A 23657-nucleotide genomic window follows, 5' to 3' on the forward strand; every position below is an offset into this window, starting at 1 on the left:
GCGTGGGCCGTCGATCGTCACGCGGGGGGAGCCGCCCGGGGGCGGCACGACGAGAACACGAAGAAAGCAGAGAACCACCACCATGCGTACGTCCATGCGAAGCGCCGCCGTCGCGGCCACCGCCGTCTCCCTCGCCCTGCTCGTCACCGCCTGCGGTGGCGGGGAGAAGGGCGGCGAGAAGGGGGACAAGGGCGGCACCGGTGCGCCCGGTGCCTCCGCCACCAGCGCGCCCGCGGCCAAGGTGCTGTCGGCCGCCGAGCTGGACAGGCTGATCGTGGCGACCGCCGACGTCGAGGGCCACCAGGTGACGAAGACCGACGACGGGGACGTCGTCCCGGCGGGCTCGGTCACCGCCGACCAGGCCGCCTGCACGCCGATCGCCCACGCCATGTCCATGATCTCGCCCGGCTCGCCCGCCGCGTCTGCGGGGCGCAAGGTCATCGAGGAGCCGAAGAAGGACGCGTCGGCCTCGCCCGAGGACGCGCTCCTCGGCGGTCTCGGCGCCCGGGTCACGTTGGTCACGCTCGGTTCGTACGACGGGCAGGGCGCGCAGGAGGCCTTCGCCTCGGTGAAGAAGGCCGGGGCGGAGTGCGCCGGCGGCTTCCAGGTCGTCCACCTCAAGGAGAGGACCAAGGTCGCCGAGGTCGCTCCGGAGACCGTCACGGCGGGTGAGGAGGCCGTGGCCTTCACCGTCACCTCCGAGATGGCGGGGCGGCCGTTCGTCAGCAAGCTCGTCGTCTTCCGCCAGGGCAACACGCTCGCGTCGTTCTCGACGAACAGCCTCGCCCCGGGCGGGGTCAAGGAGCTGCCGCAGGCCGTCATCGACGCGCAGGCGGCCAAGCTGTCCTGAACTGCGGCCCTTGGGGCGTCTTCGGCCGTAGGCTGCCGCCATGTGCGGAATCGTGGGATACGTCGGCGGGCAGTCGGCGCTTGATGTGGTGGTCGCGGGCCTCAAGCGGCTCGAATACCGGGGCTACGACTCGGCCGGTGTCGCGGTGCTCTCCGACGGAGGGCTGGCCGCGGCGAAGAAGGCGGGCAAGCTCGTCAACCTGGAGAAGGAGCTCGTGGACCGGCCACTGGCCGGCGGGTCCGTGGGCATCGGACACACCCGCTGGGCGACGCACGGCGGGCCGACCGATGCCAACGCGCACCCTCATCTGGACAACGCCGGGCGCGTCGCCGTCGTCCACAACGGCATCATCGAGAACTTCGCCGCCCTCCGCGGCGAGCTGGCCGAGCGCGGCCACGACCTGCAGTCCGACACGGACACGGAGGTCGTGGCCCACCTCGTGGCCGAGGAGTTCTCCTCCGCCGGGGACCTCGCGGAGGCCATGCGGCTGGTGTGCCGGCGGCTCGACGGGGCGTTCACGCTGGTCGCGGTGCACGCCGACCAGCCGGACGTGGTCGTCGGGGCCCGCCGGAACTCGCCGCTCGTGGTCGGGGTCGGCGAGGGCGAGAACTTCCTCGCCTCCGACGTGTCCGCGTTCATCGCCCACACCCGCTCGGCCATCGAACTCGGACAGGACCAGGTCGTCGAGCTGACCCGGGACGGGGTCACCGTCACCGACTTCGACGGGGCGCCCGCCGAGGTCCGCGCCTTCCACATCGACTGGGACGCCTCCGCCGCCGAGAAGGGCGGCTACGACTACTTCATGCTCAAGGAGATCGCCGAGCAGCCCAAGGCCGTCGCCGACACCCTCCTCGGCCGGATCGACGGGACGGGCCGGCTCACCCTCGACGAGGTGCGCATCCCCGACGCGGTGCTCCGCGAGGCCGACAAGATCGTCATCATCGCCTGCGGCACCGCCTTCCACGCCGGCCTCATCGCGAAGTACGCCATCGAGCACTGGACCCGCATCCCCTGCGAGGTCGAGCTCGCCAGCGAGTTCCGCTACCGGGACCCGATCCTCGACCGGCGGACCCTCGTCATCGCGATCTCCCAGTCGGGCGAGACGATGGACACGCTGATGGCGCTGAGGCACGCGCGCGAGCAGGGCGCGAAGGTGCTCGCCGTCTGCAACACCAACGGGTCGACGATCCCGCGCGAGTCCGACGCCGTGCTCTACACCCATGCCGGGCCCGAGGTCGCGGTCGCCTCCACCAAGGCCTTCCTCACCCAGCTCGTCGCCTGCTACCTCCTCGCGCTCTGGCTCGGCCAGGTGCGCGGCACCAAGTGGGGCGACGAGATCCACGCCGTCGTCCGCGAGCTCGCCCGGATCGGCGACGAGGTCGAGCGGGTCCTGGAGACCATGGAGCCCGTGCGGGCCCTCGCCCGCTCGCTCGCGCACAAGAACACCGTCCTGTTCCTCGGCCGGCACGTCGGGTACCCGGTCGCGCTGGAGGGCGCCCTGAAGCTCAAGGAACTGGCGTACATGCACGCCGAGGGCTTCGCCGCCGGAGAGCTCAAGCACGGGCCGATCGCGCTCATCGAGGAGGACATGCCCGTCGTCGTGGTCGTGCCCTCGCCGAAGGGCCGCTCGGTCCTGCACGACAAGATCGTCTCCAACATCCAGGAGATCCGGGCCCGCGGCGCCCGCACCATCGTGATCGCCGAGGAGGGCGACGAGGCGGTCGTCCCGTACGCCGACCACCTCGTCCGCATCCCCGCGACGCCTACGCTGCTCCAGCCGCTGGTCTCCACGGTGCCGCTCCAGGTCTTCGCCTGCGAGCTCGCCACCGCGCGGGGCAACGAGGTCGACCAGCCGCGCAACCTGGCGAAGTCCGTGACCGTGGAGTGAGTGGGAAATGATCATTGGGGTGGGGATCGACGTGGCGGAGATCGACCGGTTCGCCGCGTCGATCGAACGGACACCGGGGCTGCTCCAGCGCCTCTTCCTGGAGAGCGAGCTGCTGCTGCCCAGCGGGGAGCGGCGCGGACCCGCGTCGCTGGCGGTGCGGTTCGCGGCCAAGGAGGCCCTCGCCAAGGCGCTCGGCGCGCCGGGCGGGCTGCACTGGACGGACGCCGAGGTGTACGTCGAGGGCACCGGTCAGCCGCGCCTGCGGGTGACCGGGACGGTGGCGGCGCGGGCGGAGGAGCTGGGCGTGAAGCACTGGCACGTCTCGCTGAGCCATGACGCGGGGGTGGCGTCCGCGGTGGTGATCGCCGAGGCGTGAGCCGCGGTCGCGGAGGAGGACGTACGAACTCGGGCCCGGCTGCCGGAAGGCAGCCGGGCCCGAGCCCGTGTGCGCGACTGCCAGGGCCGGCGTCGGGTTGAAGAAGTGCCGCGCACTTAGGTAAGGCAAACCTAAGTTGGATCGGGGGGCGCGTCAACCCCTTTCCGCGGGACGGGGTGCGCGGGCGGCGGGGGCGTGCGCGGACCGGAGCGGGGGAGGGGTGCGAGGCGGCGGGCGCGGGCGGCGGGCGGGCGTCCGGGCGCTGCGGCAGACTGCCCCCATGCGTACCGCTCACCGCGTGGAGACCGTACGGGCCGCCGAGGGCGCCCTCATGGCCCGACTCCCCGAAGGCGCGCTCATGCAGCGCGCCGCCGCCGGACTCGCCGCCGCCTGCTGCTCCCTCCTCGGGAGAGGGCGGGTGTACGGGGCCCGGGTCGTCCTCCTCGTGGGCAGCGGCGACAACGGCGGCGACGCCCTCCACGCCGGCGCCCGGCTCAGCCGGCGCGGCGCCGGCGTCACCGCCGTCCTCCTTGGCGACCGCGCCCACGAGGGCGGGCTCGCGGCCCTGCGGGCGGCCGGGGGCCGGGTCGTGGACGGCGCCCACGACGACCCGTTCGAACCGCTGGCCGCCGCGGACCTCGTCCTCGACGGCATCACCGGCATCGGCGGCCGGGGCGGGCTGCGGCCCGACGCCGTGCCCGTCGCCCGCGCCGCCCGCGGCTCCGACGCCGTCGTCGTCGCCGTCGACCTGCCGAGCGGCGTCGACGCGGACACCGGCGAGGTGGCGGGGGAGGCCCTGCGGGCGGACGTGACGGTCACCTTCGGGACGTACAAGCCGGGCCTGCTCGTCGACCCGGCGCGGTCCTACGCGGGCGCGCTGCGCCTCGTCGACATCGGGCTCGGCGGCGAACTGCCCGGCGTGGCCGACCTGGAGGCGCTCCAGCACCAGGACGTGGCGCGGCTGCTGCCCGTGCCGGGCGCCGAGAGCGACAAGTACCGGCGCGGGGTGCTCGGCGTCGTCGCCGGGTCGGCGCGCTATCCCGGGGCGGCGGTACTGGCCGTGGAGGGGGCGCTGCGGGGCGGTGCCGGGGCCGTGCGGTACGTCGGCCCCGCGGCGGACGCGGTGATCGCGGCGCACCCGGAGACCCTGGTCCACCCGGGGCCGCCGGACCGCGCCGGGCGGGTGCAGGCCTGGGTGGTCGGGCCCGGACTCGGCGACGACCCGGGCGTCGCCGAGGCCCTCGCCTCGGACGTGCCGGTGCTGGTGGACGCCGACGGGCTGCGGGGTCTGGACCCGGCGCTCGTCCGGGCCCGCAGCGCGCCGACCGTGCTCACCCCGCACGCGGGGGAGGCGGCGGCGCTGCTGGGCGCGACCCGGGAGGAGGTGGAGGCGGGGCGGCTCGTGGCGGTACGGGAACTGGCGGCGCGGTTCGGGGCGACGGTGCTGCTCAAGGGGTCGACGACGCTGGTGTGCGGGGCGGGGCCGGAGGCCGGCGCGGTGCGGGTGAACCCGACGGGGACGGGCTGGCTCGCGACGGCGGGCAGCGGGGACGTGCTGTCGGGGCTCGCGGGCTCGCTGCTCGCGGCGGGGCTGCGGCCGGTGGACGCCGCGTCGTGCGCGGCGTACCTGCACGGCCTGGCGGCCCGGCGGGCGTCGGACGGCGGCCCGGTGACGGCGGGCGAGGTCGCGGCCGCGCTGGGGGCGGCGTGGCGGGACGTGACGGCAGGCTCGTAGCGAGCCGGGGACGGCCGCGCGTGCCGCGAGCGGGGCGGCTGGTCGGCGGTGGTGCGGGCGTCGGTGGGGAGTCCTCGCGGGCCGCGTCGCCCGGTGCGGGCGGGGCGGTGCGGCGGGGGTTCCCGCGGGCCGCGTCGCCCGTGCGTTCCGGCTCCCTGTGGCACCGGGGCCGCGGGCCGGGCCCACCGTCTACGACCCGGCCCTGTTCCGAGCCCCCGCCCCGGCGGCGACCGCGGCCCTCCCCGGTGTCCGCGGGCCGCTCGCCACGCCCGGCGGCGGTCCCGGCCGCGTCGGTCCCGGGCGGTGGGGCGCCCGGGAACCCCGGGGGTGTGTTGCACAAGGGTGACCGGGTCTACATCCGGGGAAAGCGGCCCGGGAGCCGACACCTGAGAGACTGTGCGCGATGACTGAGACACCGCCGCCCCGCAGAGCCCGCGCCGAGATCGACCTCGGCGCACTGCGTGCCAACGTCCGCACGTTGCGCGCCCGCGTCGCCCCCCACGTCCGGATCATGGCCGTGGTGAAGGCCGACGCGTACGGACACGGCGCGGTGCGCTGTGCCCGTGCGGCCCTGGAGGCGGGTGCGGACTGGCTCGGCACGGCCACCCCGCACGAGGCCCTCGCGCTGCGCGCCGCCGGGATCACCGGCGTCCCCGTCATGTGCTGGCTCTGGACCCCCGGCGACCCGTGGGACCAGGGCATCGAGGCCGGTCTCGACATGTCCGTGAGCGGCATGTGGGCCCTGGAGGAGGTCGTCGAGGCCGCCAGGCGGACCGGCGGCACCGCGCGCGTCCAGCTCAAGGCCGACACCGGGCTCGGCCGCAACGGCTGCCAGCCCGCCGACTGGCCCGAGCTGGTCGGGGCGGCCGTCGACGCCGAGGCCGAGGGGCTGGTCAAGGTCACCGGGCTCTGGTCCCACTTCGCCTGTGCGGACGAGCCGCACCACCCCTCCATCGCCGCGCAGCTCGACGTCTTCCGCACGATGCTCGACCATGCCGAGAAGGCCGGGGTCCGGCCCGAGGTCCGGCACATCGCCAACTCGCCGGCCACTCTGACCCTCCCCGAGTCCCACTTCGACCTGGTCCGTCCGGGCATCGCGCTGTACGGCGTCTCCCCGAGCCCGGAGCTGGGCACCTCCGCCGAGCTGGGGCTGCGGCCGGTGATGTCGCTCAAGGCGAGCGTCGCCCTGGTCAAGCAGGTCCCGGCCGGCCACGGCGTCAGCTACGGCCACCACTACGTGACCGGCGAGGAGACGACCCTCGGCCTGGTCCCCCTCGGCTACGCCGACGGCGTCCCCCGGCACGCCTCGGGCCGGGGCCCCGTCCTCGTCGACGGCACCGTCCGCACCGTCGCCGGCCGCGTCGCCATGGACCAGTTCGTCGTCGACCTCGGCGGGGAGGAGCCCGCGCCGGGCACCGAGGCCGTGCTGTTCGGCCCCGGCGACCGGGGCGAGCCGACCGCCGAGGACTGGGCGGTGGCCGCCGACACCATCGCGTACGAGATCGTCACCCGGATCGGCGCGCGCGTCCCGCGCGTGTACCTGGGCGAGTAGAGGGGGGTCCATGGGCGAGTCCAGCAGCACCGGCACGTGGCGCCGCGCCGGATTCGCCGGCGCCGCGATAGGCGTCCTGGCGGCGGGAGCCGCCGCCGGGGTGGCCGTCGAACGGCTCACCGTCGGCCGTTCGGTGCGGCAGAAGGCGCGGCTCGCCCTGGACTCCACCGGCCCGTACGGCGGGCTGCGCGGCACCCCCGGCCGGGCCCTCGCCGACGACTCGACCGTCCTGTACTACGAGGTCGACGAGGTGGCGCCGGACACCCCGCCCGCCCGCCGACGGCGGCTGTTCGGGCGCAAGGAGCCCGCCCCCGTCACGGTCGTCTTCAGCCACGGCTACTGCCTGAACCAGGACTCCTGGCACTTCCAGCGGGCCGCGCTGCGCGGTCTCGTCCGCACCGTCCACTGGGACCAGCGCAGCCACGGCCGCTCGGGCCAGGGAGTCGCCCAGTCGGGTGCCGACGCGGTGCCCGTCGCCATCGACCAGCTGGGCCGCGACCTCAAGGCGGTGCTCGACGCCGCCGCGCCCGAGGGCCCGCTGGTCCTCGTCGGGCACTCGATGGGCGGCATGACGATCATGGCGCTCGCGGACCGCTTCCCGGAGTTCGTCCGCGACCGGGTCGTCGGCGTCGCCTTCGTCGGCACGTCCGCCGGGAAGCTCGGCGAGGTCTCGTACGGCCTCCCGATCGCCGGCGTCAACGCCGTCCGGCGGGTGCTGCCGGGTGTGCTCCGGGCGCTCGGCTCCCAGGCCGAGCTGGTCGAGCGGGGCCGGCGGGCCACCGCGGACCTGTTCGCCGGGCTGATCAAGAAGTACTCGTTCGCCTCGAAGGACGTGGACCCCGCCGTCGCCCGCTTCGCCGAGCGGATGATCGAGTCCACGCCCATCGACGTCGTCGCCGCCTTCTACCCGGCCTTCGCCGAGCACGACAAGGCGGCCGCCCTGCCCGTCCTCGGCGGCGTCCCGGTGCTCGCGCTCGCCGGCGACCACGACCTGGTCACCCCCAGCTCCCACACCGAGGCCATCGCCGACCTGCTCCCGGACGCGGAGCTGGTCATCGTCCCCGACGGCGGCCACCTGGTGATGCTGGAGCACCCGGAGGCGGTCACGGACCGGCTCGCCGACCTGCTGGTCCGGGCGGGAGCCGTCCCCGAGGCGGCGGCCCGGCCGTCGCGGTGAGGCCGCGGACCCGCAACGGCTAAGTTGGCGGGTATGGAAGCAGCGCACCCGCCCGTCTCCGGCGCGACCCTCGCCATCGACTCCCCCCAGCAGATGCAGGAGCTCGGCCGCCGTCTCGCGAAGATCCTCCGTCCCGGGGACCTCGTCATGCTCACCGGTGAACTCGGCGCCGGGAAGACCACCCTCACCCGGGGCCTCGGCGAGGGCCTCGGCGTGCGGGGCGCCGTCACCTCCCCGACCTTCGTGATCGCCCGCGTCCACCCGTCCCTGGTCGGCGGTCCGGCCCTGGTGCACGTCGACGCGTACCGCCTCGGCGGCGGTCTCGACGAGATGGAGGACCTCGACCTGGACGTCTCGCTGCCCGAGTCGGTCGTGGTGGTCGAGTGGGGCGACGGGAAGGTCGAGGAGCTCACGGACGACCGGCTGCACCTGCTGATCCACCGGGTGACCGGCGACACCGACGACGACCGGCGCACGGTCGAGCTCCGCGGGATCGGCGCGCGCTGGGCGGACGAGGACCTGGGCCTGCTCTGACCGGCGGTACGCCGGGGCCACGGTCGTACGTAGTTTCCGACAACGTGTCGGGAAGGTGTTGCGCCGTTCGCACGTGCCGTGGTGACATGGATGCACGAGCTGGTTAGGTGAACCTAACCTACGGGAGGCATGCATGGCGACGCCTAGGCGCGCGGAACCCGTCCGGGACCACGTCTCGATGAGTGAACTGCTGGCATCCTGCGCGGCGGCCCGCGCCGTGTCGACCCCGCCGGGCCGGTATCCCGACCGGGCGGACGAGGAGTGCGGGCCGAGGCCCGGGCAGGTCGAGCGGATCACGCGGGTCGTGCGCGGCAGAGCGGCGTAGGGCCCGTCCGGCGGTCCGGCGGTCCGGCGCGGACGGGGCGGAAGGGGCGGACGGGGCGATGCCGACCGGGCCGGGCCCACCCGCCGTGGTCGGCCCACCCGACGTGGTCGGCCGGCCTGTCGTGGCCGGTGGTGCGGCGCGTGCGGTCCCGGGCCGTCGCTACGGGACGACGACGACCTTCGCGCCGATCACCGCGAACGTCCACAGCGCGTCCCCGTCGGCCCGCTTCATGCGGATGCCGCCGGTCTTCCGCGCCGGGTCCGGGCTCGGCGTCGAGCCGTCGACCGCCGCGCTGAAGCCGATCGCCACGTCCTGGGCCGTGGTGAACCGCACCACGTGCTCGATCTGCACGCCGTCCGAGCCGCGGACCGAGCCCGACCGGGAGGTCACGCTGTAGGAGCCGGGCGCCGGGTCCACCGTGCTCGGCATCACCGGGAACGTCCGGCCGGCCTTGCCGTCCGCGGCGACGATCCAGACCCGGCGGTCGCCGAGCGAGTACACGACGCGCTCGCCGCTGCCGGAGGCCGCGGGCACCGCCAGGGGGTTCTTCGCCGGCTGCTTCGGGCCGCCGCTCGGGGAGACCGAGGGGGCGGAGGTGCCGGGGGTACGGGGCGCGGCCGAGACGTCGGCCGGGGCGTTCGCCGAGGCCTGGTAGGCCAGGAAGCAGACCGCGGCGACGGCCGCCGCCGTGAGCCCGGCCACGAATCCCGAGCTGCTCCGTGCCACCGTGCCCACCTCTCGTACGAACGTATCGAAGGGTGACGGTAGCAGCAGGGCGAGCGAGGGGCGGGGCAGCGTGCCCGGGAGCCGTAGGCTGTTCGCGTGCTGTTGCTCGCCATGGATACCGCCACCCCCGCCGTCACCGTCGCCCTCCACGACGGCGAGGCCGTCGTCGCCTCGTCGGAGCAGGTCGACGCCCGCCGCCACGGGGAGCTGCTGCTCCCCGCCGTCGACCGGGTCCTCAAGGAGGCCGGGCTGAAGCTCGACGCGGTCACCGGGATCGTCGTCGGCGTCGGCCCCGGCCCGTACACCGGCCTGCGGGTCGGACTCGTCACCGCCGCGACCTTCTCCTCCGCGCTCGGCGTGCCGGTGCACGGCCTGTGCACCCTCGACGGCCTCGCGTACGCCTCCGGGATCGACGAGCCCTTCGCCGTCGCCACGGACGCGCGCCGCAAGGAGGTCTACTGGGCGCGGTACGACGACTCCCGTACGCGCGTGACGGACGCGGCCGTCGACCGGCCCGCCGAGATCGCCGAGCGACTCGCCGGGCTCCCCGTCGTCGGCGCGGGCGCCCGCCTCTACCCCGAGGCCTTCCCCGACGCCCGCGACCCCGAGCACCAGTCGGCGGCCGCGCTCGCCGCGCTCGCCGCGGAGCGGCTCGCGTCCGGCGACGGCGGCTTCCTCGACCCGCTGCCGATGTACCTGCGCCGGCCCGACGCGCAGGTGCCGAAGAACTACAAGGTGGTCACTCCCCAGTGACCGGCGCCGTGGAACTGCGCGAGATGCGCTGGTGGGACATCGCACCGGTGCTGGCCCTGGAGGACGAGCTGTTCCCCGAGGACGCCTGGTCGGCGGGGATGTTCTGGTCCGAGCTCGCGCACGCGCGCGGGCCGCGGGCCACCCGCCGCTACCTCGTGGCGGAGACCGCGGACGGCGGGATCGCCGGGTACGCCGGCCTCGCCGCGGCCGGAGGGCTCGGCGACGTCCAGACCATCGCCGTCGCCCGCGACCAGTGGGGCACGGGACTCGGCGCCCGGCTCCTCGCCGACCTGCTCCACCACGCCACCGCCTTCGAGTGCGAAGAGGTGCTCCTCGAGGTGCGCGTGGACAACACCCGGGCCCAGAAGCTCTACGAGCGCTTCGGCTTCGAGCCCATCGGTTTCCGGCGCGGCTACTACCAGCCCGGGAACGTCGACGCGCTCGTGATGCGACTGACCGTCCAAGGAACTGAGACTGATTCTGATGGCTGCTGACGAACCGCTCGTACTCGGCATCGAGACCTCCTGCGACGAGACCGGCGTCGGCATCGTCCACGGGACCACGCTCCTCGCGGACGCCGTCGCGTCCAGCGTCGACACCCACGCCCGCTTCGGCGGCGTCGTGCCCGAGATCGCCTCCCGCGCCCACCTGGAGGCGATGGTCCCGACGATCGAGCGCGCCCTCAAGACGGCCGGGATCTCCGCGAAGGACCTCGACGGCATCGCCGTCACGGCCGGCCCCGGCCTCGCGGGCGCGCTGCTCGTCGGCGTGTCGGCGGCCAAGGCCTACGCCTACGCCCTCGGCAAGCCGCTCTACGGCGTCAACCACCTCGCCTCGCACATCTGCGTCGACCAGCTGGAGCACGGGAAGCTGCCCGAGCCGACGATGGCCCTCCTCGTCTCCGGAGGGCACTCCTCGCTGCTGCTCTCCTCCGACATCACCTCCGACGTGCGCCCGATGGGCGCCACCATCGACGACGCGGCGGGCGAGGCCTTCGACAAGATCGCCCGCGTCCTCGACCTCGGCTTCCCCGGCGGCCCGGTCATCGACCGGCTCGCCAAGGAGGGCGACCCGGCCGCGATCGCGTTCCCGCGCGGTCTGAGCGGCTCGCGGGACCCGGCGTACGACTTCTCCTTCTCCGGCCTCAAGACCGCCGTGGCCCGCTGGATCGAGGCCAAGCGGGCGGCCGGCGAGGAGGTGCCGGTGCGGGACGTCGCCGCGTCCTTCCAGGAGGCGGTCGTGGACGTCCTCACCCGCAAGGCCGTCCGGGCCTGCAAGGACGAGGGCGTCGACCACCTGATGATCGGCGGCGGCGTCGCCGCGAACTCGCGGCTCCGGGCCCTGGCCCAGGAGCGCTGCGAGCGGGCCGGGATCCGGCTCCGGGTGCCCCGGCCCGGACTGTGCACGGACAACGGCGCGATGGTCGCGGCCCTCGGCTCCGAGATGGTCTCCCGCAACCGGCCCGCCTCCGACCTTGAGCTGTCGGCGGACTCGTCGCTGCCGGTGACGGACCCGCACGTGCCGGGCGCGCACGCGCACGGTCACTCCCACGACCACGACCACGTGCACGAGGTCAGCAAGGAGAACCTGTACTCATGAGGCTCACCCTCATGTGGGAGGCGCGGGCGGCGCAGGGCCGGGGCGCCGAGCTCCTGGAATGGGCCCGGGCGCGGGTCCTGGCGCGTGAGCCGGTCCGCCGGGAGGTCCTCCGGGCCCCGCAGGACCGGGTCCTCGTCCTCACCTGGTGGGAGGCGGAGACCTTCGACGCCGAGCTGCCCGAGCTGCCGGAGCCGGACGCGGAGCTGATCACCCGCCCGGTGCACCGCTGGCGGTTCGAGTCGGTCGAATGACCGAAGAGGCGACACCCGACCGAAAATAGAGCAACCTTTCGAGCGGTTCCGGCATCCCACAGCGCGTGAAGAAGACGATCGCGCTGTGGGCGGCCCTGACCGCCGCCGCCCTCCTGGTGACCGGCTGCGCGGCGGAGCAGCCCGGTCCCGCCACCGCCCCGGCGAAGACGGACACCCCTTCGGCTGATCCGTCCGCCGGGCAGAAGGCACCCGAGGAGCCCGGGGCCGCGGTCGCCGCCGCGTACCGCCGCTGGGGCCTCAAGCCCTTCGCCGCCCCGCCCGCCCCGCCCGAGGTCAAGCCGGTGGTCCGGAAGCCGGGCGGCCCGGTGCCCGTCATCAGCGAGATACCCACCACCGAGAAGATCGTCTTCATCACGATCGACGACGGCGCGGAGAAGGACCCCGCGTTCGTCCGGATGATGCGGGACCTCAAGGTCCCGGTCACGATGTTCCTCACCGACGCGGCCGTCCGCAGCGACTACGGGTACTTCGCCCCGCTCGTCGCCCAGGGCCACGGGCTCGCCAACCACACCCTCACCCACCCGAACCTGCGCACCCTCTCCCCGGACGCCCAGCGCCGGGAGATCTGCGGCCAGCAGAAGAGGCTCGCGGAGCGGTACGGCACGACCCCCCGCCTCTTCCGCCCGCCCTACGGCAACTGGAACGAGGCCACGCGGACGGCGGCCGGCACCTGCGGCGTCGACGCGATCGTGCTGTGGCGCGAGTCCATGCAGATCAAGAACATGCAGTACCAGCGGGGCGACCGGAAGCTGCACCCCGGCGACATCATCCTGGCCCACTTCCGGGGCCCGTCCGAGCTCAAGGGCCGGACGATGACGCAGATGACGGCGACGATGCTGCGCCGCATCCAGGAGCAGGGCTTCACCGTGGCGCGCCTGGAGGACTACGTCTAGGAAGTCCGGGGCGTCGAGGAAAAGAATCCCGCGGGTCGTCGATGCGGCCCGTTCCCGTTCGACGTATGTGTGGAAGGCGGGGAACGGCCCCGCCACCGCGTCATCGAGGAGTCGTCATGCCCCGCTTCCTGTCCCTCGTCCGCATCGAGGAGAACACCATCGACATGGAGAGCGCCGACCCCGGCTTCGAGGAGCGGATGGGCGCCCTCTTCGAGGAGATCACCAAGGCCGGCGCCATGGTCGACACCGCCGGGCTGAGGCCGACCGCCGAGTCCACCCGGATCACCTGGTCGGACGGGCGGCTGTCGTTCACCGACGGGCCGTTCACCGAGACCAAGGAGGTCGTCGGCGGCTACGCCATGCTGCAGTGCAAGGACATGGCCGAGGCCGTCGAGTGGGGGAAGCGGTTCCTCGCCGTGCACCCGCCGCACTGGAAGGTCGGTCTGGAGGTCCGCGAGGTCGAGGAGATGCCGGAGGGCTGACCGGCTCCGCGGCCGTCCTGTGCTGTCATGTGAGGCGTGACGGCACAGACGGTCGAGGAGACGCTGGAGACGGTCTTCCGGATGGAGTCGGCGCGGATCATCGCCACCGTGGCGCGGATCGTCCGCGACGTCGGCATCGCCGAGGAGATCGCCCAGGACGCGCTCGTCGCGGCCCTGGAGCAGTGGCCGCGGACGGGCGTCCCGGAGCGCCCGGGAGCCTGGCTGACGGCCGCGGCCAAGCACCGGGCCGTCGACCTCGTGCGGCGCCGCGAGACCTACGCGCGCAAGCTCGCCGAGGTGGGCCGGACCCTCGTGGAGGAGACGTACGACCCCGAGCCCCCCGAGCCCGGGGACATCGACGACGACGTGCTGCGGCTGATCTTCACCGCCTGCCACCCGGTGCTCTCGGCCGAGGCCCGCGCCGCCCTCACCCTGCGGCTCGTCGGCGGGCTCCGCACCGACGAGATCGCCCGTGCCTTCCTGGCGCGGGAGGCGACCGTCGCGGCGCGGATCACCCGCGCCAAGCGGGCGCTCGCCAAGGCGGGCGTGGAGTTCGAGGTGCCCCACGGCGCGGACCGGGCGGCCAGGCTCGGCTCCGTCCTGGAGGTCGTGTACCTGATCTTCAACGAGGGGTACGCGGCGACCGCGGGCGACGACCTGCTGCGGCCGGGCCTCTGCGAGGACGCGCTGCGCCTCGCCCGCGTCCTCGCCGCGCTCGTCCCCGAGGAGGGCGAGGCGCAGGGGCTCGTCGCCCTGCTGGAGCTCCAGGCCTCCCGGACTGCGGCGAGGACGGGGGCCGACGGGCGGCCGGTCCTGCTCGCTGACCAGGACCGGCGGCGCTGGAACCGGCTCCTGATCCGGCGGGGGTACGCGGCGCTCGAACGGGCCGGGGACGGGCGCTCGTACGGTCCGTACGCCCTCCAGGCGGCGATCGCCGCCCTGCACGCCCGGGCCGCCTCGGCCGAGGAGACGGACTGGGCGACGATCGCCGCGCTGTACGGGAGGCTGGGCGTCCTGGCCCCCTCGCCGGTCGTCGAGCTGAACCGCGCGGTCGCCGTCTCGATGGCCGAGGGGCCCGCGGCGGCCCTGCCGATCGTCGACGCCCTGGCCGCCGAACCGGACCTGGCCCGCTACCACCTGCTGCCGAGCGTCCGCGGCGACCTGCTGGCCCGTCTCGGGCGGACGGCGGAGGCGCGGGCGGAGTTCGAGCGGGCGGCGGACCTCACCCGCAACGAGAGCGAACGGGCGCTGCTGCGGGGGAAGATGCGGGAGTTGGACCCGAGGTGACGGGCCCTTAGGGTTTTGGCATGTCCCCGCGAAGCCCGTTGCCCCCGCCGCCCCCGCCCGCCGAGCTCCGGAGCTGGCCCGACCGGGAGGCGCGGCTCGCCGACCGGGCGCTGGCCCTGGACGAGCTCGGGCGGCGGCTGCTCGGCGGCGGGCGGCTCGCGATGTTCCTGTTCGGGTTCCTGCTGCTCCACCTGGGCTGGGGGCTGGTCGGCGTCCTGGTCATCGCGATCGGACGGCCCGACGGCGACCTGGTGATGGTGCTGACCGGGCTCGTCACCGCGGTCCTCGGCATCGGCGCCCTGGTCCCGGCCGTGTGGCTGACAGTGGCCGGTCTGCGGCGCGACCGGACGGTCCGCGGACTCCTCGTACAGTGGGCGGCCCTGGACCGGCACGGGCCGACGGACGCCCGGCTGCGGGCCCCCGTCCTCTCGGCCTGCTGGGTGCTGCTGTCGTTCGTGATGGCCGGGACCGGACTCTGGCTGGGCTTCGCGGTCCCGGCCGGCGTCTCCCGCCACGACGGCTACGGCCTGGTCGTCTACGGCATGGGCGTCGCCATGATCTTCTGGGTGACCGGTCTGACGGGTCTGGTGAAGGCCGTCGGCCACTACCGCTTCGCGGTGCGGCTGACGGGCCGCGGCCCGTCGGCGGCCTCGTGAGCTCCGGGAACACGGCGGCCCGGTGACCTCCGCGGACACGGCGGCCTCGTGACCGCCGCGCGCCGACGGGCGCGCTGAGGGACGCGACGGGCGTGCCGAGGCCGCCTCGGCGGGCGGGTCAGCGGCCGGTGTCCGCCGGGCGGCCGATCAGCATGGTCGGGGCGCCGGCGACCCGGGTCAGCAGGACGGTCGCCGCGTTCGGGCCCTTGGGCTTCACCCTGCGGCGGATCTCCTCGGGCTCGACGGCCGAGCCGCGCTTCTTCACCGTGAGGGTGCCGACCTCGCGCTCCCTCAGCAGCGCCTTCAGCCTCTTCAGGTTGAAGGGCAGTTCGTCGGTGATCTCGTACGCGGCGGCGTACGGCGTCGGGACCAGCGCGTCCGCCGTGACGTACGCGATCGTCTCGTCGACGAGGCCGCCGTCCAGCTCCTCCGCCAGCTCGGCGACCAGGTGCGCGCGGATGACCGCGCCGTCCGGCTCGTAGAGGTAGCGGCCGACGGGGCGGACCGCCGGGTCGGGGAGGCCGCGGCCGGTGAGTCCGGCCCCGGAGGGGAGCAGGGTGGCGCGGCGGGCGCCGGGTGCGGTGCCGAACCAGAGGACCGCCTCCTTGACGTCGCCGCCGTCCGAGATCCACTCGGCCTCGGCCTCCTCGGGGACGGCCTCGTGCGGGATGCCCGGAGCCACCTTGAGTGCCGCGTACGGGGCCCTGCGGGCCGCCCCGACGGCCCAGGAGAGCGGCGGCGAGTACGCCTCGGGATCGAAGATCCGCCCCCGGCCCCCGCGCCGGGCCGGGTCGACGAAGACCGCGTCGTACCCGGTGGTGTCGACCTCGGCCACGTCCGCGCAGCGGACCTCGACGAGGTCCGAGAGGCCGAGCGCCTCGGCGTTGGCGCGGGCGACCTCCGCCGTCAGCGGGTCGCGGTCCACGGCCAGGACGGAGATCCCGGCGCGCGCCAGCGCGACGGCGTCGCCGCCGATCCCGGAGCAGAGGTCGGCGACGCTCCGGATGCCCAGCGCCTTCATCCGGGCGGCGCGGTACGTGCCGACCGAGGCGCGCGTCGACTGCTCGACGCCGTTCGGCGTGAAGTACATCCGGAACGCGTCCTGTGCGCCGAACTTCGCCACGGCCCGCTGCCGCAGCCGCGCCTGCCCGACCGCGGCCGTGACCAGCTCGGCCGGGTGGTCCCGGCGCAGCCGGGAGACGACCGCCAGCTCCTGGGCGGGGTCGTGGTCGCGCAGGGCGTCGAGGAGGGCCTGCCCCTCGGGGGCGAGCAGCGGGGCGAAGGAGGCGAGGTCGGTCACCCGTCCCATTGTGGGCCCTGCGGTGCTGTGGGCCGGCCGGGGGACCGGGGGCGCGTACGGCGGTGTCGTACCCCGTGCGGGGCGTCCGCGCTGACAGGATGCGGCGCCATACGACTCGTACGACAAAAGGAATAAAAGATGGCACATGGTGTGCACGGTTCCTCCAGGGCGCTCGCCGCCGCCCTCGTCGTCGCGGCCCTCGCCTCCGCCGCCTCCGGCTGCGCCGACGGCGCGGGACCGGACCGCACCGCGCCCGCCCCCGCCGCCGGCCAGCAGGCGCCGGGCCAGGCGCAGCAGGGGGCGGCCGGCGCGCTCAACGCGTACGTCGAGAAGATCCGCGCGCAGCGCACCGCCCGGCTGGCCGCCGCGAAGAAGTGGGGCCTGGCCAAGGCCCCGCTGGAAGCCCCGGCGCCGCCCGCCACCAAGCCGGTGATCACCACCCGCAAGGGCTTCGAGACGGACGGCGAGGGCCTGCCGCCCGTCTTCACCACCGTCCCGACCAAGCAGCGGGTCGTCTTCCTGACCATCGACGACGGCGCGGAGAAGGACCCCGAGCTGCTGCGGATGATGAAGGAGCTGCGGATCCCCTACAGCGCCTTCCTCAGCGACTACGTCGTCAAGGACGACTACGGCTACTTCGCGCGGATGCAGACGTCGCAGGAGGGCGGGGTGTCCCTGCACAACCACACCCTCAACCACCGCTACCTGCCGGGACTCTCGTACACGCAGCAGAAGCGCGAGATCTGCGGCATGCAGGACGTCATCGAGAAACGATTCGGCAAGCGGCCGCCGCTCTTCCGCCCGCCCTACGGCAACTACAACGAGGACACCCTGCGCGCCGCCAAGACCTGCGGCGTCAAGGCCGTCCCGCTGTGGGCGGCCGAGGCCTTCCCCGACCACATGGAGTGGCGCGAGTGGGACCGCGACCTGCACCCCGGCGACATCGTCCTCACCCACTTCCGGGGCAAGGAGGACTGGAAGGGCAGCATGGCCGACATGGTCCGCCGGGTGATGAACGTGATCACGGCCAAGGGGTACGCGGTCGCCCGGCTCGAGGACTACGTGTGAGCCGGCGCCGGGCGCCCGCCCTCCTGACCGCGCTGCTCGTGCTGGGGCTGACCGGCTGCGCCTCCACCGTGGACCCGATCGAGCGCCTCGGCCGGAAGGCGGTGGAGCGCGTCGGTCCCCACGGCGCCGAGCCCGCGCCGCCGGCCGGCCCGGCCCCGGCGGAGCCGCCGAGGGCGCCGGGAGCACCGGGCCGCTGAGGCCCGCCGACCGCCCCGGCGGAACCGCCACGGGTGATGAATTGGCACTCCGCTTGACCGAGTGCTAATCGCGGTCATAGTCTCGGCCCTGGCACTCACCACTGGAGAGTGCCAACTGAGCGACTGGCAGGTCCGGCACCCGCGACGACGGATCCACCTGGTCGCCCCCTCAGACAGTTGACCCCGAGATCTCCGAAGGGGGAGGTCGGATCGTGACGACCACCAGCTCCAAGGTTGCCATCAAGCCGCTCGAGGACCGCATCGTGGTCCAGCCGCTCGACGCCGAGCAGACCACCGCCTCTGGCCTGGTCATCCCGGACACCGCCAAGGAGAAGCCCCAGGAGGGCGTCGTCCTGGCCGTGGGCCCGGGCCGCTTCGAGAACGGCGAGCGTCTGCCGCTCGACGTCAAGACCGGCGACATCGTGCTGTACAGCAAGTACGGCGGCACCGAGGTGAAGTACAACGGCGAGGAGTACCTCGTCCTCTCGGCTCGCGACGTGCTCGCGATCGTCGAGAAGTAATTCACCGACGTACCGAAGCACCGAAGTACCGAGCACCCAGCAGATGCTCAGAGCTGCGCCCCGAGGCCCCTTCCAGGCGCCCCGGGGCGCGGTTCGTTCCACCCCGATTCCGAGAGGGCTGAACCGCTCCCATGGCGAAGATCCTGAAGTTCGACGAGGACGCCCGTCGCGCCCTTGAGCGCGGCGTCAACAAGCTTGCCGACACGGTGAAGGTGACGATCGGCCCCAAGGGCCGCAACGTCGTCATCGACAAGAAGTTCGGCGCCCCCACCATCACCAACGACGGTGTCACGATCGCCCGCGAGGTCGAGATCGAGGACCCGTACGAGAACCTCGGCGCCCAGCTGGTGAAGGAGGTGGCGACCAAGACCAACGACATCGCGGGTGACGGCACCACCACCGCCACCGTGCTCGCCCAGGCCCTGGTCCGCGAGGGTCTGCGCAACGTCGCCGCCGGCGCCTCCCCGGCCGCCCTCAAGAAGGGCATCGACGCCGCGGTCAAGGCCGTCTCCGACGAGCTGCTCGCCACCGCGCGCCCGATCGAGGACAAGTCCGACATCGCCGCCGTCGCCGCGCTCTCCGCGCAGGACCAGCAGGTCGGCGAGCTCATCGCCGAGGCGATGGACAAGGTCGGCAAGGACGGCGTCATCACCGTCGAGGAGTCCAACACCTTCGGCCTGGAGCTCGACTTCACCGAGGGCATGGCCTTCGACAAGGGCTACCTGTCCCCGTACATGGTGACCGACCAGGAGCGCATGGAGGCCGTCCTCGACGACCCGTACATCCTGATCAACCAGGGCAAGATCTCCTCGATCCAGGACCTGCTGCCCATCCTGGAGAAGGTCATCCAGGCCGGTGGCGGCAAGCCGCTCCTGATCATCGCCGAGGACGTCGAGGGCGAGGCCCTGTCGACCCTGGTCGTGAACAAGATCCGCGGCACGTTCAACGCCGTGGCCGTCAAGGCCCCCGGCTTCGGCGACCGCCGCAAGGCCATGCTCGGCGACATCGCCACCCTCACCGGTGCGACCGTCATTGCCGAGGAGGTCGGCCTCAAGCTCGACCAGGCCGGTCTGGACGTCCTCGGCACCGCCCGCCGCGTCACCATCACCAAGGACGACACCACGATCGTCGACGGTGGCGGCGACTCCTCCGAGGTCCAGGGCCGCGTCAACCAGATCAAGGCCGAGATCGAGGCCACGGACTCCGACTGGGACCGCGAGAAGCTCCAGGAGCGCCTCGCGAAGCTGGCCGGCGGCGTGTGCGTGATCAAGGTCGGCGCCGCCACCGAGGTGGAGCTCAAGGAGAAGAAGCACCGCCTCGAGGACGCCATCTCGGCGACCCGCGCCGCGGTCGAGGAGGGCATCGTCTCCGGCGGTGGCTCCGCGCTCGTCCACGCCGTCAAGGTCCTGGAGGGCAACCTGGACAAGACCGGCGACGAGGCCACGGGTGTCGCGGTCGTCCGCCGCGCCGCCGTCGAGCCGCTGCGCTGGATCGCCGAGAACGCCGGCCTCGAGGGCTACGTCATCACCTCGAAGGTGGCGGAGCTCGACAAGGGCCAGGGCTTCAACGCCGCGACCGGCGAGTACGGCGACCTGGTCAAGGCCGGCGTCATCGACCCGGTGAAGGTGACGCGCTCCGCGCTGGAGAACGCCGCCTCGATCGCCTCCCTCCTCCTCACCACCGAGACCCTCGTGGTGGAGAAGAAGGAAGAGGAGCCGGCGGACCACGGTCACGGCCACGGTCACGGCCACTCGCACTGACGCGTGTCGTAACCGAGCACCGAGGCCCGGTGCCCCCGTCGCGGGGGCACCGGGCCTCGGCCGTTCCCGGCCCCGTCCTCCGGGCCGGGCCCCGTCCCGTGGACCGTTCCGGGCCCGTGGCGCTCAGCCCTCGACGGCGCCGAGCTGTGCCATCAGTCCGAGCAGGTCGTACTGCCACCAGCCCTCGACGATCTTGCCGTCGTCCCGGAAGCGGTGGACGACCGTCCCGGACATGGCCACCTCCATGCCGGACGGCTGCAGCCCCATGAAGTCCCCGGAGTGGGTGCCCCGCCAGGTCCAGCGGGTGCAGACCCGGTCGCCCTCGGCGATCTGGTCGGCGACGGTGAAGGCGAAGTCGAAGCCGCCCCGCCACATCTCCACCTCGCGCCGGACCGCGTCCATCCCGATGACGTCCTGCTCGTTGGTCGGGTCGTGGTCGTGGTACCCCTCGGCCAGCACCTCGTCGAGCAGCGCGAGTTCCGGCTCCACGGCGAACATCTCCAGCAGACGCCGGGCGTTGTTCTTGTACATCGCCTCGTCCCGGACCACGTCCAGGTCCGTGAAGGTGGGCATCTCGTCGCAGAGCGCCACCATCTCCCGGAAGATCCGGTCGGTCTCGGGGAGCTGCGAGTTCCGCATCGCCACGTCGTACGACGGGAACTCGACGATCTCCACGATGTGCGAGCCGTCCGACCGGTCCTTCCCCACCATGCTGTGGGTCGCCGTCCGTTTCCCCTCGGTCTGCTCGACCCACTGATCCATGAGCCGGTTCAGGTCGTCCACCCGACTCGTCCTGCAGTCGATGATCTGTACGAACGTCATGGCGCCTCCCGACCGCGGTGGGATCCTTCCAGTCTAGGGGTGTCCTGCCGATCAGGCCGGGCTCGCGGAGCCTGCGGCGGGCGCGGCTACGCCGAGTGCCGGAGGTCGGCGGCCCGCACCTCCTCCGCGAACGGCTCGCCGCGGACGTACCGCGCGACCTCCTCCAGCGCCTGGTCCGTCATGCGGTGCAGTTCGTTGCCCAGGGAGCCGGCGACGTGCGGGGTGAGGAGGACGTTCGGGAGGCTGTAGAGCGGGGAGTCCGGGGGCGGGAGCTCCGGGTCCGTGACGTCCAGGGTCGCGTGGAGGCGGCCCGAGACCAGGTGGGGGAGGAGGGCCCGCTCGTCGATCAGGGAGCCGCGGGAGGTGTTGACCAGGGTCGTCCCGTCGCGCATCGCCGCGAGCTGGCGGGCGCCGATCATGCCGTGGGTGGCGGGGAGCTGCGGCGCGTGGACCGAGACCACCGTGCTCCGGGCGCACAGCTCGTCGAGGTCGGCCACGAGCTCCGTGCCCGGGGGCGGGACGTCGACGTACGGGTCGTACAGGAGGATCTCGATGTCGAAGGGGCGCAGCAGGTCGATCACCCGGCGGCCGATGCGGGACGCGCCCACGATGCCGACCGTGCGGCGGTAGTTGCCCCAGTCGGCGGACTCGGCGAGCCAGGCGTGCTCGGTGCGGAGTTCGGCGTACCGCTGGGCGGAGCCGAGGACCCGCTTCCCGGCGAAGAGGATCGCGGCGAGCGTGTACTCGGCGACGGGCAGGGCGTTGGCCGCGGCGGCCGAGGTGACGCGCAGGCCGCGGTTCCAGCAGGCCTCGGTGATGTGGTGCTTCACCGAGCCGGCCGCGTGGACCACGGCCCGCAGGCGCGGCGCGCGGTCCAGTACGTCGCCGGTCAGGGGTGTCGCCCCCCAGCAGGTGAGGAGGACCTCGGCCTCGGCGAGGGCGGCGGAGGTCCGGGGGTCACAGGACGTCAGGTCGTGGGCGACCAGGTGCGGGTCGGTGCGGGTGAGGGCGGCGAGGCGGGTGCGGTGGGCCTCGGTGAGGAGGCGTTCGGCTACCCCCTCGCCCATCGCGAGCAGCAGCGCGGGACGGCGGTCGGTGGTCGGGTGCATCGGGGTACCGGGGCTCCTCACTTGACGCTGCCGGCCGTCAGACCGGCCTTCCAGTGGCGCTGGAGGGAGACGAACGCGACGACGAGGGGGACGACGGCGAGCAGCGAGCCGGTGACGACGAGGGGATAGAAGTCGGGTTCGGCGTGGGCGTTGCTGTTCCACGCGTACAGGCCCAGGCTCAGCGGGTAGAGCCGCTGGTCCGAGAGCATCACGAGGGGGAGGAAGAAGTTGTTCCAGACGGCGGTGAACTGGAAGAGGAAGACGGTCACGAAGCCGGGCATCACCATGCGCAGGCCGATGGACCAGAAGACGCGCAGCTCGCCCGCCCCGTCGATGCGGGCCGCCTCCAGGGCCTCGTCGGGGATGTAGCCGGCGCAGAAGACCCGGGAGAGGTAGACGCCGAAGGGGTTGACGAGGACGGGGATCAGGACGGCCCAGTAGGTGTTGACGACGCCGATCTCGCTGGCGAGGAGGTACATGGGGAGGGCGAGCGCGGTGGTGGGGACGAGGACGCCCAGGAGGACGAGCCCGAAGAGCTTCTCCTTGCCGCGGAAGTCGTAGACGTGGAAGGCGTATCCGGCGGCGACGCTGACGAAGGAGCAGGCGAGGGCGCCGATTCCGGCGTAGAGGAGGCTGTTGGCGTACCAGTGAAAGTAGATGCCGTCGTTGTACTCGGCGAGCCGGTCGAGGTTGCCGCCGAGGTCGAAGCCCTCGAAGGAGAAGGCGTTTCCGGCGAGCAGGCCGCCGGCGTCCTTGGTGGCGGCGGTCAGCAGCCAGACCAGCGGGAAGAGCATGTAGACGACGGCGAGGACGAGAGCGCCGTTGACGGCCGCCCGGGAGAGCCAGACGGAGCCGGAGCGGGGTCGGCCGGTCATGCCGTGCGCTCCTTCCCCGGCTTGCGGCGGCCGGTCATCCGCGTCACCGCGAACGACAGCAGGGCCGCCGTCAGGGCGAGGAGGACGGACGCCGCGGCGGCGAGTCCGTAGTCGTTGCGGTCGAAGGCCGCGGTGTAGGCGTACATGTTCGGCGTCCAGGTGGAGGTGACGGCGGAGCCCGTGCCCTTGTTGAGGATGAGCGGCTCGGTGAAGAGCTGGAGGGAGCCGATGATCGTGAAGAGGGCGACCATGGCGAGCGAGGCCCTGACGAGCGGGATCTTGACGGAGAAGGCGATGCGCCAGGCTCCGGCCCCGTCGACGGTGGCCGCTTCGAGGACGGACCGGTCGATGGCCTGGAGGGCCGCGTAGAAGATGACCATGTTGTAGCCGAGCCACTCCCACAGCGCGATGTTGACCACGGAGGGCAGGGCGCCCTCGGGGGAGAAGAAGTCGAAGCCGATGCCGCCGGCCTCCATGGCCTGGACGACGGGGCTGAGCTGGGGCGTGTACAGGTAGACCCAGATCAGCGCGGCGATGATGCCGGGGACGGCGTGCGGCAGGAAGAGCGCGAGCTGGAAGAAGCGGCGGGCACGGGCGAGGGCCGAGTCGAGCAGGAGGGCGAGGCCGAGGGCTCCGGCGAGCAGCAATGGGATGTAGAGCAGGCAGTAGCCGAGCAGGACGCCGAAGCCCTCGCGGAAGGCCCGGTCACCCAGCGCCGCGGTGTAGTTGTCGAGGCCGGTGAAGACGGTCTCGGTGCCGCCGAAGCCCAGTCCGGACTGCTTCTCGGTGAAGAGGCTGAGCCAGACCGCGTATCCGATCGGCACCACCATCACCGCGAGGAACAGCAGGAAGAAGGGCGTCAGCAGGATCGTGGCGGCGCGGGTGCGGGCCTTCATCCGG

General features: G+C 73.5%; 26 protein-coding genes. 20 read left to right on the forward strand and 6 right to left on the reverse strand.

What is annotated here, in order from left to right; translation table 11 throughout:
* Positions 1 to 94: 94 nt before the first annotated feature.
* The 8 genes from ACF09E_RS26700 to ACF09E_RS26735 all read left to right on the forward strand — a co-directional run bounded on the left by ACF09E_RS26700 (position 95) and on the right by ACF09E_RS26735 (position 8437).
* The gene (locus ACF09E_RS26700; protein ID WP_392207656.1) at positions 95 to 850 is read left to right on the forward strand and encodes a hypothetical protein; all 756 of its coding nucleotides are present in this window, start codon (positions 95 to 97) and stop codon (positions 848 to 850) included.
* Positions 851 to 890: 40 nt separating this feature from the next.
* Positions 891 to 2738 carry a glutamine--fructose-6-phosphate transaminase (isomerizing) gene (gene glmS / locus ACF09E_RS26705; protein ID WP_392207661.1) on the forward strand — a complete coding sequence of 616 codons (1848 nt, stop codon included), beginning with the start codon at positions 891 to 893 and terminating at the stop codon, positions 2736 to 2738.
* A gap of 7 nt (positions 2739 to 2745) precedes the next feature.
* Positions 2746 to 3114 carry a holo-ACP synthase gene (locus ACF09E_RS26710; protein ID WP_073910599.1) on the forward strand — a complete coding sequence of 123 codons (369 nt, stop codon included), beginning with the start codon at positions 2746 to 2748 and terminating at the stop codon, positions 3112 to 3114.
* A gap of 280 nt (positions 3115 to 3394) precedes the next feature.
* A complete protein-coding gene (locus ACF09E_RS26715) occupies positions 3395 to 4849 on the forward strand; it encodes an NAD(P)H-hydrate dehydratase (protein WP_392207663.1) in 1455 nt (484 codons plus the stop codon).
* 403 nt (positions 4850 to 5252) lie between these two features.
* Positions 5253 to 6401 carry an alanine racemase gene (gene alr / locus ACF09E_RS26720; RefSeq protein ID WP_392207665.1) on the forward strand — a complete coding sequence of 383 codons (1149 nt, stop codon included), beginning with the start codon at positions 5253 to 5255 and terminating at the stop codon, positions 6399 to 6401.
* 10 nt (positions 6402 to 6411) lie between these two features.
* Positions 6412 to 7578, forward strand: coding sequence for an alpha/beta fold hydrolase (locus tag ACF09E_RS26725; protein ID WP_388792734.1), 1167 nt, complete (start codon positions 6412 to 6414; stop codon positions 7576 to 7578).
* Between the two features lie 33 nt (positions 7579 to 7611).
* The gene (tsaE, locus tag ACF09E_RS26730; protein ID WP_392207667.1) at positions 7612 to 8112 is read left to right on the forward strand and encodes a tRNA (adenosine(37)-N6)-threonylcarbamoyltransferase complex ATPase subunit type 1 TsaE; all 501 of its coding nucleotides are present in this window, start codon (positions 7612 to 7614) and stop codon (positions 8110 to 8112) included.
* A gap of 133 nt (positions 8113 to 8245) precedes the next feature.
* Positions 8246 to 8437, forward strand: coding sequence for a hypothetical protein (locus ACF09E_RS26735; RefSeq protein WP_392207669.1), 192 nt, complete (start codon positions 8246 to 8248; stop codon positions 8435 to 8437).
* A 159-nt stretch (positions 8438 to 8596) separates the two neighbouring features.
* Here ACF09E_RS26735 and ACF09E_RS26740 read toward each other — a convergent pair whose 3' ends face one another.
* Positions 8597 to 9139, reverse strand: coding sequence for a L,D-transpeptidase (locus tag ACF09E_RS26740; RefSeq protein ID WP_388794060.1), 543 nt, complete (start codon positions 9137 to 9139; stop codon positions 8597 to 8599).
* Positions 9140 to 9259: 120 nt separating this feature from the next.
* Between ACF09E_RS26740 and tsaB the strand changes: the two genes are divergently transcribed.
* The 8 genes from tsaB to ACF09E_RS26780 all read left to right on the forward strand — a co-directional run bounded on the left by tsaB (position 9260) and on the right by ACF09E_RS26780 (position 15105).
* The gene (tsaB, locus tag ACF09E_RS26745) at positions 9260 to 9916 is read left to right on the forward strand and encodes a tRNA (adenosine(37)-N6)-threonylcarbamoyltransferase complex dimerization subunit type 1 TsaB (protein ID WP_392207671.1); all 657 of its coding nucleotides are present in this window, start codon (positions 9260 to 9262) and stop codon (positions 9914 to 9916) included.
* 23 nt (positions 9917 to 9939) lie between these two features.
* Positions 9940 to 10410, forward strand: a complete 471-nt coding sequence (rimI, locus tag ACF09E_RS26750; RefSeq protein ID WP_392208108.1) for a ribosomal protein S18-alanine N-acetyltransferase — start codon at positions 9940 to 9942, stop codon at positions 10408 to 10410.
* Complete coding sequence (tsaD, locus tag ACF09E_RS26755) at positions 10400 to 11515, forward strand: tRNA (adenosine(37)-N6)-threonylcarbamoyltransferase complex transferase subunit TsaD (RefSeq protein ID WP_392207672.1); 1116 nt, start codon at positions 10400 to 10402, stop codon at positions 11513 to 11515. Before rimI ends, tsaD begins: the two co-directional genes overlap by 11 nt.
* Positions 11512 to 11766 (forward strand): hypothetical protein, encoded by a 255-nt coding sequence (locus tag ACF09E_RS26760; protein ID WP_148005788.1) that lies wholly within the window; start codon positions 11512 to 11514, stop codon positions 11764 to 11766. The genes tsaD and ACF09E_RS26760 overlap by 4 nt, the downstream gene beginning before the upstream one ends.
* 65 nt (positions 11767 to 11831) lie before the next feature.
* Complete coding sequence (locus tag ACF09E_RS26765; protein WP_392207674.1) at positions 11832 to 12680, forward strand: polysaccharide deacetylase family protein; 849 nt, start codon at positions 11832 to 11834, stop codon at positions 12678 to 12680.
* Between the two features lie 116 nt (positions 12681 to 12796).
* Positions 12797 to 13162: a YciI family protein gene (locus ACF09E_RS26770; protein ID WP_361857727.1), complete on the forward strand. Its 366-nt coding sequence runs from the start codon at positions 12797 to 12799 to the stop codon at positions 13160 to 13162.
* An 81-nt stretch (positions 13163 to 13243) separates the two neighbouring features.
* Positions 13244 to 14449 carry an RNA polymerase sigma factor gene (locus ACF09E_RS26775; RefSeq protein WP_392208110.1) on the forward strand — a complete coding sequence of 402 codons (1206 nt, stop codon included), beginning with the start codon at positions 13244 to 13246 and terminating at the stop codon, positions 14447 to 14449.
* A gap of 20 nt (positions 14450 to 14469) precedes the next feature.
* Positions 14470 to 15105, forward strand: coding sequence for a hypothetical protein (locus ACF09E_RS26780; protein ID WP_392207676.1), 636 nt, complete (start codon positions 14470 to 14472; stop codon positions 15103 to 15105).
* Between the two features lie 118 nt (positions 15106 to 15223).
* Here ACF09E_RS26780 and ACF09E_RS26785 read toward each other — a convergent pair whose 3' ends face one another.
* Positions 15224 to 16414: an SAM-dependent methyltransferase gene (locus ACF09E_RS26785; protein WP_392207678.1), complete on the reverse strand. Its 1191-nt coding sequence runs from the start codon at positions 16412 to 16414 to the stop codon at positions 15224 to 15226.
* Positions 16415 to 16543: 129 nt separating this feature from the next.
* On the opposite strand from ACF09E_RS26785, the gene ACF09E_RS26790 reads away from it, so the two are divergent.
* The 4 genes from ACF09E_RS26790 to groL all read left to right on the forward strand — a co-directional run bounded on the left by ACF09E_RS26790 (position 16544) and on the right by groL (position 19951).
* Complete coding sequence (locus tag ACF09E_RS26790) at positions 16544 to 17473, forward strand: polysaccharide deacetylase family protein (protein ID WP_392207680.1); 930 nt, start codon at positions 16544 to 16546, stop codon at positions 17471 to 17473.
* Positions 17470 to 17670 carry a hypothetical protein gene (locus ACF09E_RS26795; protein WP_392207682.1) on the forward strand — a complete coding sequence of 67 codons (201 nt, stop codon included), beginning with the start codon at positions 17470 to 17472 and terminating at the stop codon, positions 17668 to 17670. The genes ACF09E_RS26790 and ACF09E_RS26795 overlap by 4 nt, the downstream gene beginning before the upstream one ends.
* 212 nt (positions 17671 to 17882) lie before the next feature.
* On the forward strand, positions 17883 to 18191 hold the full coding sequence (gene groES / locus ACF09E_RS26800) for a co-chaperone GroES (protein ID WP_017239619.1): 309 nt from the start codon (positions 17883 to 17885) through the stop codon (positions 18189 to 18191).
* 131 nt (positions 18192 to 18322) lie between these two features.
* Positions 18323 to 19951, forward strand: a complete 1629-nt coding sequence (groL, locus tag ACF09E_RS26805; RefSeq protein WP_361852075.1) for a chaperonin GroEL — start codon at positions 18323 to 18325, stop codon at positions 19949 to 19951.
* A 123-nt stretch (positions 19952 to 20074) separates the two neighbouring features.
* On the opposite strand, the gene ACF09E_RS26810 is transcribed toward groL, so the two are convergent.
* The 4 genes from ACF09E_RS26810 to ACF09E_RS26825 form a co-directional block, all read right to left on the reverse strand.
* On the reverse strand, positions 20075 to 20773 hold the full coding sequence (locus ACF09E_RS26810; protein WP_392207684.1) for an ester cyclase: 699 nt from the start codon (positions 20771 to 20773) through the stop codon (positions 20075 to 20077).
* A gap of 86 nt (positions 20774 to 20859) precedes the next feature.
* Complete coding sequence (locus ACF09E_RS26815) at positions 20860 to 21882, reverse strand: hydroxyacid dehydrogenase (RefSeq protein WP_392207686.1); 1023 nt, start codon at positions 21880 to 21882, stop codon at positions 20860 to 20862.
* A gap of 17 nt (positions 21883 to 21899) precedes the next feature.
* On the reverse strand, positions 21900 to 22757 hold the full coding sequence (locus ACF09E_RS26820) for a carbohydrate ABC transporter permease (RefSeq protein WP_392207688.1): 858 nt from the start codon (positions 22755 to 22757) through the stop codon (positions 21900 to 21902).
* Positions 22754 to 23653: a carbohydrate ABC transporter permease gene (locus ACF09E_RS26825; protein ID WP_392207690.1), complete on the reverse strand. Its 900-nt coding sequence runs from the start codon at positions 23651 to 23653 to the stop codon at positions 22754 to 22756. Before ACF09E_RS26825 ends, ACF09E_RS26820 begins: the two co-directional genes overlap by 4 nt.
* Between the last annotated feature and the right edge of the window lie 4 nt (positions 23654 to 23657).

Source organism: Streptomyces sp. NPDC014891 (assembly GCF_043081085.1).
Taxonomy (GTDB): domain Bacteria; phylum Actinomycetota; class Actinomycetes; order Streptomycetales; family Streptomycetaceae; genus Streptomyces.